8 protein-coding genes are annotated in these 13,614 nt (G+C 53.1%); 5 read left to right on the top strand and 3 right to left on the bottom strand.

Annotated features, from left to right (window positions below; translation table 11 throughout):
- Positions 1 to 117: 117 nt before the first annotated feature.
- Both JAO32_RS18585 and JAO32_RS18580 read left to right on the top strand, forming a co-directional pair.
- Positions 118 to 3,474 (top strand): carboxypeptidase regulatory-like domain-containing protein, encoded by a 3,357-nt coding sequence (locus tag JAO32_RS18585; RefSeq protein ID WP_334243181.1) that lies wholly within the window; start codon positions 118 to 120, stop codon positions 3,472 to 3,474.
- A gap of 79 nt (positions 3,475 to 3,553) precedes the next feature.
- Positions 3,554 to 5,395, top strand: a complete 1,842-nt coding sequence (locus tag JAO32_RS18580) for an alpha-amylase family glycosyl hydrolase (protein WP_334243179.1) — start codon at positions 3,554 to 3,556, stop codon at positions 5,393 to 5,395.
- Positions 5,396 to 5,666: 271 nt separating this feature from the next.
- Here JAO32_RS18580 and JAO32_RS18575 read toward each other — a convergent pair whose 3' ends face one another.
- Positions 5,667 to 6,632 carry a hypothetical protein gene (locus JAO32_RS18575; RefSeq protein WP_334243177.1) on the bottom strand — a complete coding sequence of 322 codons (966 nt, stop codon included), beginning with the start codon at positions 6,630 to 6,632 and terminating at the stop codon, positions 5,667 to 5,669.
- Positions 6,633 to 7,449: 817 nt separating this feature from the next.
- Between JAO32_RS18575 and JAO32_RS18570 the strand changes: the two genes are divergently transcribed.
- A complete protein-coding gene (locus JAO32_RS18570; RefSeq protein WP_334243176.1) occupies positions 7,450 to 10,860 on the top strand; it encodes a TonB-dependent receptor in 3,411 nt (1,136 codons plus the stop codon).
- Between the two features lie 4 nt (positions 10,861 to 10,864).
- Positions 10,865 to 12,016: a glycerophosphodiester phosphodiesterase family protein gene (locus tag JAO32_RS18565; protein ID WP_334243174.1), complete on the top strand. Its 1,152-nt coding sequence runs from the start codon at positions 10,865 to 10,867 to the stop codon at positions 12,014 to 12,016.
- 84 nt (positions 12,017 to 12,100) lie between these two features.
- On the opposite strand, the gene JAO32_RS18560 is transcribed toward JAO32_RS18565, so the two are convergent.
- Positions 12,101 to 12,355, bottom strand: a complete 255-nt coding sequence (locus tag JAO32_RS18560; RefSeq protein ID WP_334243172.1) for an NAD(P)-dependent oxidoreductase — start codon at positions 12,353 to 12,355, stop codon at positions 12,101 to 12,103.
- A 430-nt stretch (positions 12,356 to 12,785) separates the two neighbouring features.
- Between JAO32_RS18560 and JAO32_RS18555 the strand changes: the two genes are divergently transcribed.
- The gene (locus JAO32_RS18555; RefSeq protein WP_334243170.1) at positions 12,786 to 13,418 is read left to right on the top strand and encodes a glycerol-3-phosphate responsive antiterminator; all 633 of its coding nucleotides are present in this window, start codon (positions 12,786 to 12,788) and stop codon (positions 13,416 to 13,418) included.
- Here the strand turns inward: JAO32_RS18555 and JAO32_RS18550 are convergent.
- Positions 13,415 to 13,614: hypothetical protein (locus JAO32_RS18550; RefSeq protein WP_334243168.1), on the bottom strand; the 200-nt coding region annotated here is incomplete at its 5' end. The genes JAO32_RS18555 and JAO32_RS18550 overlap by 4 nt on opposite strands.

Raw genomic sequence — 13,614 nt, 5'->3', positions numbered from 1 at the left:
GAAGTGACTTTCATCGCAAAAGGACGTTCAGACGATGGAAGTGTTGTGTCGATTTTGCCGAAAGTTCACACTGCCCGGCATGGCTGTGCCCTGCTGAGGCTTGGAGGCACTTGCAACATGAATTCCAGATTTAAGAGCTTCAGTGCGCACTTGTGTGTGACTGCCGCCACCCTGTCGCTTGGCTTTGCCAGTATCTCTCTGCACGCTCAGACCGACACCGGCCGCGTTACGGGACAGGTAGAAGACGTGACGGCAGCCGCCATCCCCGGCGCGACTGTCACCATTACGAACACCGATACTTCTGCGACACAGACCCTGACGGCCGACGCAGCAGGTAACTTCAACTTTCCGGCTCTGCCCCGTGGCGCGTACAAGATCACCGCGTCCATGAGCGGCTTTCAGACCACGACACAGAACTTTCAACTACTGGTGTCGCAGACGCAGACCATCCTTTTCAAGCTGAATGTCGGAGCCACGGACCAGACCATCGAAGTGACCACAGCCGCCCCGCCCATCGACCTTGGTTCGTCAACCATCGCCGAGACGGTGAGCAGCCGTCAGCAAACAGAGCTGCCGCTCAACGGTCGTAACTTTACACAGCTTGCCCTCCTTTCGCCCGGTGTCACACGTGGTAACTACGGGAACAGCGCATCCGGTGTGAATGGCGATGCCGAGACCTTCCGCAACAGCACCTCAGGTGGCGGATCGCTCTCGACCAACGGACTTCGTCCGCAGGCCAACAACTACATTCTGGATGGCGTGGACAACAACGAAGGTCTGGTCAACACATTGAACTTCTTCCCCAACGTGGAAGCCACGGAAGAGTTCCGCGTGAATACCAGCACCGCACCGGCCGAGTTTGGCCGCGCTGGTGGCGCCATTGTGCAGACGTCGATCAAGTCCGGCACGAATGGCATTCACGGATCGGCATACTGGTTTGCCCGCTCCAGCTTGTTTGACGCGAACCCCAACTACCAGTTCCTGGGCGCAGGCAAAACGGCTCCGCTGCCGTTTAAGCGCAACACCTTTGGTGGCACGGTTGGCGGCCCGCTCATCAAAGATCGTCTGTTCCTCTTTGCGGACTACAACGGCCTGCGTGAGAACGCTCCGCTGAATGCAGAGATCGTCACCGTGCCGACAGCGTTGATGCGCCAGGGCAACTTCAGCCAGTTGCTGGGAACGGGTGCAACGCAGGCTCCCACCATCTGCGGCATTACTGGTGTGACCACAGTTGCGGTGAATGGCGGTATCTATGATCCGACCACGTGCCAACAATTCTCCGGCAACATCATTCCCACGGGTCGCATGAACAAGGCAGGCGTGAACTACCTGAACGCTTACCCGCTGCCCAACATTACCGGCACAACTAACGGCACGCAGAATAACTACCAGACCGTTCGCCGCGATATTCGCTTGGCCAACACGTTGGATGGCCGTGTGGACTACAATCTGTCGAACGCGGACCGTCTGTTTGCACGCTTCAGCTATGACAACAGCAACTTCGCACGCACATCGAAGTTCGCTGCGTTGCCTGCTGGCTATGCTTCCGGTACCAACTACGTGCATGCACGTGGTTATGTAGTGGGCGAAACGCATACCTTTAGTGCGAACATCATCAACGAGTTCCGCGCAGGTTATACGCGCTATACCTTCGCCAACGTACCCGTCTACACGAACGAGCCGATTTCCGCGAATCTTGGCATTGTGAACGCGAACCGCTCAACAGATCTTGGTGGCGGCGCACTCATCGGTGGAAACGGCAGCCAATTGGAGTACACGGGTGACTACGGTACGTATAAGGTGCCGGAGAACACGTATCAGATCAATGATGCGCTGACCTATATCTGGAAGAACCACACGTTCAAGTTTGGCGGCAATGTCATCCGTCGTGAAGTGGCTTACTTCCGTCCCATCTCTGGCAAGGGCTACTTCCAACTCAGCAACGGCGACTTCACCGGCTATGACGTTTCCGAGGTACTGGCAGGCTTTACTGATAATTACAGTATCGGTGCGCAGAGTGGCTTGTTTGGCACTCGCAACTATGAGGCAGGTGTCTTTGGACAGGATGACTGGAAGGTCTCCAGCCGCCTGACGTTCAACCTGGGTTTCCGCTGGGATCTGATCACCTATCCCTTTGAACAGCAGAACCGTCAGGCTGCTCTCAATCCAGATAGCGCTGGTACAAACCCCACGGAGTTCATCGCTGGTCAGAACGGCGTGAGTCGCTCCATCATCAACACGCGTTTCACCAACTTTGCTCCGCGCTTCGGTTTCTCGTATGACCTGAGCGGTAAGGGGACGTCGGTGATCCGTGGCGGCTACGGTATCTTCTACTTCCTGGATCGTGGTGGCATCGACAACCAGCTTGGTCAGCAGGTTCCGTTTGGTGGCAGCACGTCCTATTACGCCAGCAACGGTTACCGTGTCACCTTCACTGGACAGAATGCGCAGAACGGATCGCTGAACAGCACCACGGCTACCAATGCTCTGCCGCTCCCGACCACGTCGCAGCTTACAGGTGCAAATGTATTCGCGGTGAGCCGCACGGAGAAGATTCCGACCGTGCAGCAGTATGACTTGCAGATTCAGCAGGAAATCACGCCGAAGATGGTTATGACCATCGGTTACGTTGGCAACATCGCCACGCATCTGGCCACTGGTTACAACTACAACAGCAAGCCGTTCAGTGCAGCTGCCAGTGCGCCTTCTGCGTTCCCCACGCTGGGCCAGGTGGTCTACAACCTGAACAATGGCGTAAGCCATTACAACAGCTTGCAGGCGCAGTTGAAGTATCAGGCCACCAGAAGCCTGACGCTGACCAGCGCGTACACGTGGGCGCATAACATTGACAACACCAATGGCTACCTTGGCTTCTATGCAGTGAGCGATCTGTACTTCTACGATCATTCGCTGAACAAGGGCAACAGCTCGCTCGATCAGCGCAATGTCTTCAACGCCAGTGCGCTGTACAAGTTGCCCTTCGGTCGTGGCCAGATGTTTGGCAACCACATGAACCGTGGCGTAGACGCTGTGCTGGGTGGATGGCAGTTGAACACCATTGTGCAGGCGCAGACGGGCACTCCGTTCAGTGTGACCACGCCTGTGTATGGAGGTGGCACCAGCATTCGTGCGGACTACACCAATACCGGTCAGCCAATTTACGTGAAGAGCATCTCCGGCTATTACATCAACCCGAAGGCGTTCACTACTGCTGCCGCTGGTCGCCAGGGAACCACAGGACGTAACCAGTTCTTTGGCCCCGGCATGGTGGAAGGCGATGTCTCGCTGTTCAAGACGCTGGACGTTACGGAGCGCCTGAAGACGGAACTGCGTGCTGAGGTCTTCAATCTGACCAACACGCCTCAGTTCCAGAATCCGGATGGCAACCTGACCGATGGCAACTTCGGTCGTGTGACGGGAACTCGTCTTGCATCAGAACGCCAGATGCAGATGGCGATTCGTTTCCTGTTCTAACCGCCGTTTGTATTTCTCCATGGGCGCCGCGCAGTTCCTGGCGGCGCCTTCTTCTTGAATCACTTGTGTTGGAGCCGTTATGAATCTTCGCTCAGCCCTCGCTGCTGTCACGCTGTCTGTGGCTTGTGGTCTCACACTGTCTGCACAGTCGCCCACAATTACAAAGGTTGATCCGCCTAATTGGTGGGTAAATATGCCTGCACCTATGTTGCTGGTGAATGGCGAGCACCTGACGAGCGCACAATTCCATGTGGGCAAACTACCGATTGCACGCACGGTGATTTCGCAGAATGGCCACTGGGCTGAGCTGTGGCTCGCATCCGATGCAATGAACGATGGTGATGTGACGATCACGGTGGAAACATCGCAGGGAAAAGCTTCGACACCGTTTCACTTTGAGAAGAGAAAGGCAGCAACCGATGGCTTTGCGGGGTTCTCCTCGCGCGATGTGATGTATCTGATTATGCCGGACCGCTTCGCCGATGGTGACGCCACCAATGATGGTCTTCATGCGAAGGATGCTGCAAACAGTGAAGCAGCGATTGCGCAACGCAAAGATCCGCACGGATGGCATGGTGGTGATCTTCGCGGCATCATCCAGCACCTGGATTACCTGCAGCATCTGGGTATTACGACTCTTTGGATTACGCCCGTGTACCAGAATCACGAAGAGGATTCGTACCACGGTTACGGCGCAACGGATATGTATGCTGTGGACGAACACTACGGCTCACTCGACGACCTGAAAGCATTAAGCGCGGCGCTACATCAGCGTGACATGAAGCTGGTGTTGGACACGGTTCCCAACCACGTTGGGCCAGCTCATCCGTGGGTGCATGACGAGCCGGAGCCAACATGGTTCCATGGCACGCTGGAGCATCACACTGAAGCACAAATGGACTTTCAGCCGTTGGTGGATCCGCATGCTCCCATGCGAACGCAGCGCAATGTGACTGAGGGCTGGTTTGTGAATCTACTTCCAGACAATAACCAGGAGAATGCTGCGAACGCGCAATACCTGGTGCAGAACGCAATCTGGTGGACAGAAACAGCTGGACTGGATGGTCTCCGCATCGACACATTTCCCTATGTCGGACGTGCGTTTTGGCATCAATTTCATCATGAGCTTTCTGCGCTGTATCCCAAGCTGACTACTGTGGGCGAAGTTTCTGGGACAGACCCCATCATCAATTCGTCGTTTGCTGGTGGGGTGACGCGCAACGGTGTGGACACCGGTTTATGGACGCCGCTCGACTACCCTCTGCACTATGCCATTCGTAATGTGTTTACAGGTGCATCCCCCATGACCGAGCTTGCGACGATTCTTCGTCAGGATTCGCTCTATCCGCATCCTGAGCGGTTGGTGCCGTTTCTCGACAATCACGACCTTGTGCGCTTCGCCAGTGAGCCAGGCGCCTCGCTCGCGGGCAGTAAATTGGCCATGGCGTTCCTGCTGACGGTACGTGGTATGCCACAGCTATACGTCGGCGACGAACTCTACACGCAAGGTTGGCAAGACCCTGACAATCGTCGCGACTTTTCTGGTGGCTTCCCGGGGGACAAAGCGAGTGATTTCGTATCGCCAACTGGAGCCGCTGCGGAGATGTTCCAATGGACGGCTGCACTGACGACGTTACGCCGCAAGACGCCCGCACTGCAGGTCGGAGACCTGCAGATTCTCTACACATCGACAGATTCCATCGTGTTTACGCGCACGGAGGGAGAGCAACGTATTCTCGTGGCGATTCATCGAGGTGGAGAGGACGCAACACTACACGTAGCCACATCCGATACCTCTCTTGACGACGCAAGGCAATGCAATACGCTCTTCGGAAATGGCTCGGTTGCAGTGCATAGGGGCACCATGGACATTCAACTGCGTGCCAATGGGGTCGTGATTGCCTCAATCTCGACGAAATAGAAGAAGCAGGCTCTTGAGTTCCAGTGCTTTTCGAACCTAATGGCTTTTCCAACCTTCACAAGGATTCGTCGGAATGACCGATCGAACGGATGACTGGGGCAGAGATCCGGCAATTCCGGTATTTACTCGCCACCCTGGAAAAGCAAGATTTCCGCGCCGCGGATCGTGAGATGGCGATCGGAAACTGTCCTCTGACCTTAGGATGTCCGTGTTGGTAGTGGACGCCACCAACACGGTTATGCTTTGCATGTCCTTCCGGACTCATGGGGAGCTAATCGATATCGGCCTGATGAATAGAGATGTATACTCTGCCACCGGTTGCTGGGTTAGTGTTTCCGCTCTGGCCTTCCGTCACGATCCACAGATTTGAACCTGAAACAGAAGCGTGAATCCCTTCTGGTGCATAAGGAACAAGCGAGTCGTTGTAAAGCCATTGTGTCGCTGAAGAAGAGGGCGAAACCTTGAATAAAGCGCCTGATAATTTCGTGGAAGACAACCAGTACGAATTCGCTTGATAGTTGCCTGTTGCGTCTTTCGTCATAATCGGCGCTACACCTTGCACGTTTCTCTCATTCATGTAGAAAACCTGAGTTGGCGTGACATAGCCGTTGGAGGTGACGAGCTTGCTGTCCGATCCGATTGGCCACTGATAAAGGCGCCCGTTCATTCCCGAAAGATCACCCCGGCAGTTGCGATCCGTATCCGCAGTTGCGCTGTACGCACAGTACTCGCCGGACAGAACAAGAGCGGTTGCGGGGCGGGTGTCTTTGCCCGCCCATGAAAACTTCGGTTTGCAAGACGCAGAAATCGCTGTGCCATCGCTCTTAGTAGAAGGTGTGTAGTAGCTATTTACTTCGGGAAGTATGTAGGCGTATCCGTCCGCGCACCAGCTAGAGCCAACTTTTCCGAATTTGCCGCTGCATGTGCTGTTGCTTCCGTCAATCTGACGTATCTGGTTCAGATCGAATACGCGAAAGCCTCCTGCGGGAAAATCAGTCATGTAGAGGTAATGACCCTCAAGTGCGAGCCCCCCAGCATGCAGATTAATAGCTTCGTACGTCCCCGCCCCCGTCGGATTGACGAGCATAATGTTGCGGTAATGAGAGTTCGTCAAATCCGTCGTGTCAATAATCGAAACCCGGCTTTCAGCGGGTCCATTCCAACTGACGATTGCAAAATCCGTTGATCCGGAACTTCCCGTCGTGAGTCCTTGAGGGCTCCAATCGGTCGTGCTCATGTCCGCGCTGCTCCAACGGATCCCTGTGTTGTAACCGATAACTGGGGGGTGCCCATTCCCGCTGGTCCCATCGAGGTAGTGCGGTGTCTCTGCAGCGCTCAAGCCCGACAAGACAGTCGCCAAGGTGGTTGCCACACCTACTCCATTAAGATTGTTCGCATTTGTTGTCCATGCGTCTGAATCTTTTAGTTGGAGGCAAGCCTTGTCAGCCGAGTCTAGGGCCATTGCCGCTCCCTCACTTGTCTGACCAGATGCAGTGGACATTAGTAAGACAATTGCAGCGATTGCCACAGCTCCAGAACTTATACGTTCAATACTCACGATTTCTCCTTTGAGTAACGGAAAGGGCCACCCAAAGCTGCACCGTCGTGCGCGCCTTGGGTGGCCTTCAGATTCTCCGCCACTTAGTTCGCGACAGTAACTGCGACGCTGAACCGCGTCAAGCGAAAGAAATATTAATTTAAGTGCTTCATGCAACTGGGCGAGAATCAGGCCGAACAGAAGTTACCACTCACGTCGTCATTGTCTGTTCGCATGCGCCCTGATGATGAATGGGTGGTTCGCCATTCCGACCGGGAAATAACCGCGAGTATTGTCCGCTCAACCCCAATGAGATGACATTCTCCGAAAGGAATTTCGCCATCTGTCACCAGATGAATATCCTGTGAAATCGCCTGGCCGAAAGATCGACAGTTGGCCGCTTTACCTGATAATCAGAATCGTTAGCGGTTGAGTAACGAAAGCCGCCCATTGTTCTGCTCATCACATATGAGGAGCAGAGATGGGCGGCTTTTTGCGTTGAAACACGCTTATTTCAATGAAATCAAGAGGCACCATGCTAAGCCGGTCACGAATCCTGAATGTGCGCTTCGCCCTTCTCCTCAGCGTCGCTGCGGTATCAAACTCCGCGGTACTCCATGCTCAGTTCGACAATGGAAGCATTGTTGGCACTATTAAGGATGCCGCCGGCGCGGTGATCCAGAGCGCACGAATTACCGTCACGAATACCTCTACCGGTGTCGTCACAGAAAGAACGACGGATAGTACCGGTTCTTATTCCGTACCCTCGCTCCGTGCCGATACATACCGCATATCGGTAGCCAAAGATGGTTTCACTTCCACAGTTGAAGATAACGTAATCATCACAGTGGGAACGACACGCCGCGTTGATCTCATGCTTCGCGTCGGGAGTAACTCGGACACTGTCCAGGTAACAGCATCTGACCTTCAACTCCAGACCGACACCAGCGAGCACAGCCAGGTCATCACTCAACGTCAGATTGAAGCGTTGCCGCTGGCAACGCTCGAGTATTCCGATCTCGTCGGTCTCGTGGCCGGAGTGAGTCAGACGCCAAATGCCATCAGCACGACGGGCGGTACAACCGGACTTAATCGCGTGGCTTCCTTTAGCGTCAACGGTCAACGAAGCATGGTGAACAATTATCTGCTCGATGGCATGGATAACAATGCGTATAGCACTTCCAACCAAGGATTTTCTAGCGAGATAATCTCCCCCAATCCGGATTCGCTTTCACAATTCCAGGTGATTACAAATAATCCCAGTGCAGAATATGGGCGCGCATCTGGAGCGACCATCAGTGTGGCTTATAAGAGCGGAACCAATCAACTTCATTTTGAGTTATTCGAGTATCTGCGCAACACCGTGTTCAATGCTGCAGGATATTTCAGATCTGCTGCGGGTAAGCCAAATTTTCAACGTAATCAGTTTGGTGGGAACATCGGCGGACCGCTTTGGAGAAACAAAGCCTTCTTCTTCGGCGACTACGAGATGATGCGCCAGAATTATTCTCAGGTCGCTTTCAGCAGCGTATTCAGAGCGAGTGATCGAGCGCTGATCATGGATCCTTCTGCAGCGAATACGGCCATGGTAACGGACCCGTTCACCGGAAACAAATACCGGGCAAATCAGCCTCTACCGGAAGGTATCGTTTCGCCCATCATGCTTGCCATCATGAGAAACGCTCCCCTGCCAAACGTTGCCGGAGTAAGTCCAACGATCGCTACGAACAATTACACGCAGCTTCAAAAATCCCCATACAATTCAGAGCGCTATAACGTCCGACTCGACTATCAGTGGAACGAAAGGACATCGTCCTTCCTCCGTTTGAGTCAATCGAAATTGCTTGCAATTGACGGCACGACGATGCCGGAGCCTTACGACGGAGGCGGGAACGGACGGCAGTCCATTCTGAACCAGCAAGCGGCGCTCGGCTTTACGCGCCAGATTCGCGCCAATCAGTTGTTGGAAGCTCGTTTGGGTGTTTCTTATACCAAAGGATCTAAAGCGACTCTTGCGGTAGGCGATCCAAATACATACGGGATCAAAGGACTCCCCACAGACCCGCGAGTTGTTGGTGGCATCCCCACGATGACGATTAGTGGTTATACGCAATTGGGCCGCCAGCCAACCAATCCTCAATGGCAGTATCCGTTCTTACTGAATCCCAAAGTAAGCTATTCGTTTCAACGTGGAAAGCATGTTATTAAGAGTGGGTATGAGTATCAACAGATGCGGGAGAATGTGCAGGACGCATACCCGCTCTACGGACAATTCACATTTGCCGGTAAATTCAGTGGCTATTTGACCTCCGACTTTCTTTTCGGCGCTCCCAGCCAGCTCAACCTGACTTCCTATTTCATCGCGCACGTCCTGAAGGTGAGCCACTTCGCTTTCATTCAAGACGATTGGCACATTTCTGACAATCTGACGCTCAATCTCGGGATGCGTTATGAGTATGGATCGCCTTACTGGGAGAAAGATAATAACCTTACGAATTTTGATCCGGTCACGTCACCGACTACTGGTCAGTTGCTACATGCGAGATCAGGCAGCATTTATGATCGCGCTTTGGTCAATCCTGATCGGAATGATTTTGGACCGCGTCTTGGATTCGCCTATCGAGCTACGCCCTCGACTGTAATTCGAGGTGGTTTCGGCGTCAGCTTTATTCACTACAACCGGGATGGTGAGCTTAGTCTTCTTGCGATCAATGCGCCGCAGGCATTGTTCGCCGTTGTCAGCCAGGTTCCAAAATTTGCGATCTCAGGCAGCGGAACTCCAACCAGCAAGTTCTATTCGGTGGATGATGGATTCCCTGAAGGGATGACTTCGCCGGCGAATTACAATCCTGCCACAAGCAAGATCAAGTATGTGGATAGAAATTACCGTGATCCATATGTGGAGAGTTACTCACTGGCGGTTCAGAAGGAGATTCGGAATAACCACATTCTGGAAGTTGCGTATGTGGGGAACCACAGCCTCAAACTTCAAGAGGTCGGTAACTACAATCAGCGAAATCCAGCGCTGGGTCGCCCAAATCTGAATACAAACTATGCGCGCCCCATTCCAAACTTCGGTGATCTGCCGTATTCCTTCAACGGGCCCGGCGGCAATTATAACGGCCTTCAAGTGACGTATCAGCAGCGTCAGTCATGGGGATTGACGATTCTTAATTCTTTTACATGGTCTCGCGCGTTTGATTTTTCGGCTGCTAACGCGGAGCAGGCGTATGGAAATGGCGGAGGCCCCGGAAATATATTCGACCTTCGCGATGATTATGGTCCGTCGCAATACGACCATCCACTAGTAAACGTTCTGAGCGCGATCTACGAACTTCCATTCGGGCGGGGAAGACGCTTCCTGAATCACGATGGAGCAATTGTGGATTCCATTCTGGGCGGCTGGAGACTCAGTGTTATTGATAACGCGCGCTCTGGAAATAATTGGACGCCTAATTACAGTCCGTCTGCGGTCAACGCCGTGTCGTCGATTACTGACACGAATTCCAACGGCAATAACAACTACAGACCGTGGCTCATTCCTGGGCATACGAGGGTCACTCGCGCACACACAAGCAACAAAACGCTCCAGGCGTACAACACGGCCGCGGCAGTACCGGGGAATGATCCTTCCAAGGTCGATTTGACTGCGACCAATCCGTATCCGAGTGTCGACACACCGTTCGGAAACCTGCCGAGAAACCCACTACGCGTGAACCCGTTCAATCAGATGGATTTGGGTATCAATAAGACATTCAACCTTCCGTCCGACATTGCACAGATTCAGTTTCGTGCTCAGGCCTTTAACATTTTGAATAAAACAAACCTTCTACCGCCCGGAACGACATGCTGCGGATCCTCTTTCGGCGTAGTAACTTCTGCTTACCAACCGCGCATCTTGCAGCTTGCAATGAAGCTGACCTACTAACGCCATGAAAACGAAGTCTACTGTTATCGTTTTCACCGCGATCTTGTGCCTGGCCTCATATCGGGCCAGTGCACAAGATGCGGTGACGGGAATACAAAATGAAAATCCGTCGCTCGTTCTCATGCGGAGGGCCTGGCAGAGCGCTTCATCACATGGAGCGAAACAGCGGCCGGTACTTTCTCCGGATAAGGATGATGTATTTGCAGGTGCTGTCCCTATCGATGAGTTGCACCGCGAAGGCTTTCTGGTTCTTCCGGGAACGACGAGCGACGACAAAGAGCTTCGTGCTTTAATTCATGCCGGTGCTGATGGAATCATCACAGATCGTCCAGATGTCCTGCAGAGAATTGTTTCTGAAGAGCTTGCCGTGGCTACGGACGAAGTGGCAAAAGCAAGACTCAGACGATTTGATGTTCAGGGACATCGTGGGGCGCGTGGTTTGCGTCCTGAAAATACGTTGCCGGCGTATGAAGAGGCTCTTGATCTTGGGATCACCACCATCGAGTTGGATACGGGGGTAACTGCGGACAAGCACTCCAGCATATGGCACGATCAGTTCTTGAATCCGAGATCATGCAGAAGAGCGGATGGGCGACCGTATACCAAGGAGAACCCTGTCTACTTCGCGGATATCACCATGGCGGATCTGCAAAATAACTTCATTTGTGACAAGACGTATTTCAGTCCGGATCAACAAAATGATCACGCACTTTCTCCCGTCGCCAGTGCATTTGCTCACGCGAGCGGCATTCCGGACCCCTACTCTCCGGTGAGTCTTTCTCAGCTCTTCAAGTTTGTGCGTTTTTATGAGGTTTACTATCGCTCGGGGCAGGGAAAATCTGATCCTCGTGCTGCGGCACGAATGGAATCGGCCGCTCGGATTCGTTTCAATATAGAAACCAAGCTTATCCCGGATTATCTTCCCGCTGATACCCAGCATGCGCATGAGCGAGTCAGAACAGCGAATCATACATTTGCGCCAGAGGTATTCGTGGAGTCCCTTCTAAAGACTATTGAAGAGAATCAAATGAAGACGCGATGTGAGATTGAAAGTTTCGATTTTCGAACGCTTCAGCTCATTGAGGCGCGTTCGCCTGAGATGCCGACATATTATTTGACAGGCAATCACAAGCTGTTTCCTGGCGGTACGAGATAGATCTTCGTTCAGAGGCAGCAATTCGCGGATGCGAATTGCTGCTCAGCTATCTGCGATTCGCGCAGTAGCGTAGTGGTTCGCCGTTCAAATAGCGGTGAAGCCCTGACCATAGTGCTTCGCCGAGAGCGTTGTATCCATCAGCGAGCCGCGAGCACAGTTCACCACAACTGCCCCACGCCTGAGCCGGGCAATCTGTGCAGCTCCCAGTATCGAGCGTGTTTCTGCTGTCTCACGAGCGTGCAGCGATACGACATGTACTTGATTGAGCAGTCCATTGAGTTCTGTAACCTGTTCGACATCGTCAGAGCCGATATCGGCAAAGGGATCATAGACGAGCACCTTTGCCCAAAGCTCTGGAGACTTCTACCGGCAATTCGGCCTATAGCTCCGTAGCCAACGAGGCCAACGGCTGCAGACTCCAGCTTGAACGCTGTGGTCTCCCATGTGTAGTCGCCATTCCATTTCCCCCAGTGAGGTTCCGCGCGGCGTTCTGCAATGTTGCGAATGGCACACATCGTCATGGCGATGGTGTGTGCTGCGGTAGCAGTGGCATTCCGCGCAGGTGTGAAGGCGATGCTGATGCCACGTTCGGAGGTGGCGTAAAAGTTGAGTTAACCGGACCACCGCGGCACACAAAGTAGTATGGTGGGTTAGCCGTTTCATGGAGATTTCTTCAAATTGAAATACGCTTCCGATAGATTTCACATACCCTTCAAGATTCTGCACAGGTAGGAGTTGCTTCGTCGGAAACAGGGGTAAAGAGGTGCAAATGGCATCAGCAACCAGAATCGGTACATACCATGCAACAGGTGAGATCAAGGATTCGAATTGCTCCGTACCTTCCCTGTCAGATAAATTATTGAGTCCGCCAATTATTGCGGCTGTCAACACGATGGATATGTTCGAGGCTGCTCTGAATGCTCCTCCGAAGAGCCTTTATCTGCTCACGGGGAATCCCCTGACTCTACCTAAAATCGTCAAGCGTGCACGCGATGCCGGCAAAGGATGCCTCGTAAATGTTGACTTCCTGAACGGCCTAAACCGTGACCGCGAGGCGATTGAATATCTCGCAGCGCATAATGTTGAGGGTATCGTCTCCACACGATTGGATGTCTTGAAAGCAGCCCAAACCCTTGGTCTCTTCACCGTGCAGCGAACATTTGCTATCGATTCTGCTGCTGTAATCGCATCGGTGAAATTGCTCACACAATTTGTGCCCGACGCGATCGAAGTTCTTCCCGCGGTTGTGGCACCAAAAGTTGCCAAGCGCATCCATGTGGCTCAACCGCGGATGAAGATTATTGGCGGAGGCTTAATCGAGACTGTTCGTGAGATTGAGCAGTTACTCGACGCCGGGATTAATTCCGTCACTGTGAGCAATGAAAAGCTTTGGCTCATTTAACGAAATGAGATCGGTAATAGATTGTGGGTTTCTTCAAGGGTTCGGCGTGCTCCAACCGTCCCTTTTCCTTCTGTATTGCTAGAAAATAATTTTGCGCCAAGTTGCACAATGCGCGCAGACAGTGCAGAAGTGATCGTTCCGAAGGTCGCGTTGGTATTACCACCCCATTCTGCAGTTGGATTGCTCGGATCAACGG

This window comes from Terriglobus sp. ADX1, assembly GCF_036877645.1.
Lineage (GTDB): Bacteria > Acidobacteriota > Terriglobia > Terriglobales > Acidobacteriaceae > Terriglobus.
Note: the sequence above shows the minus strand (reverse complement) of the source record. Positions and strands in the feature narration are given on the sequence as shown.

Excerpts from the sequence above, each read along its gene's own strand:
- JAO32_RS18585 (WP_334243181.1), top strand. The coding sequence starts at position 118 with ATGAATTCCAGATTTAAGAGCTTCAGTGCGCACTTGTGTGTGACTGCC.
- JAO32_RS18580 (WP_334243179.1), top strand. The coding sequence starts at position 3,554 with ATGAATCTTCGCTCAGCCCTCGCTGCTGTCACGCTGTCTGTGGCTTGT.
- JAO32_RS18575 (WP_334243177.1), bottom strand. The coding sequence starts at position 6,632 with ATGAGCACGACCGATTGGAGCCCTCAAGGACTCACGACGGGAAGTTCC.
- JAO32_RS18570 (WP_334243176.1), top strand. The coding sequence starts at position 7,450 with ATGAAATCAAGAGGCACCATGCTAAGCCGGTCACGAATCCTGAATGTG.
- JAO32_RS18565 (WP_334243174.1), top strand. The coding sequence starts at position 10,865 with ATGAAAACGAAGTCTACTGTTATCGTTTTCACCGCGATCTTGTGCCTG.
- JAO32_RS18555 (WP_334243170.1), top strand. The coding sequence starts at position 12,786 with ATGGCATCAGCAACCAGAATCGGTACATACCATGCAACAGGTGAGATC.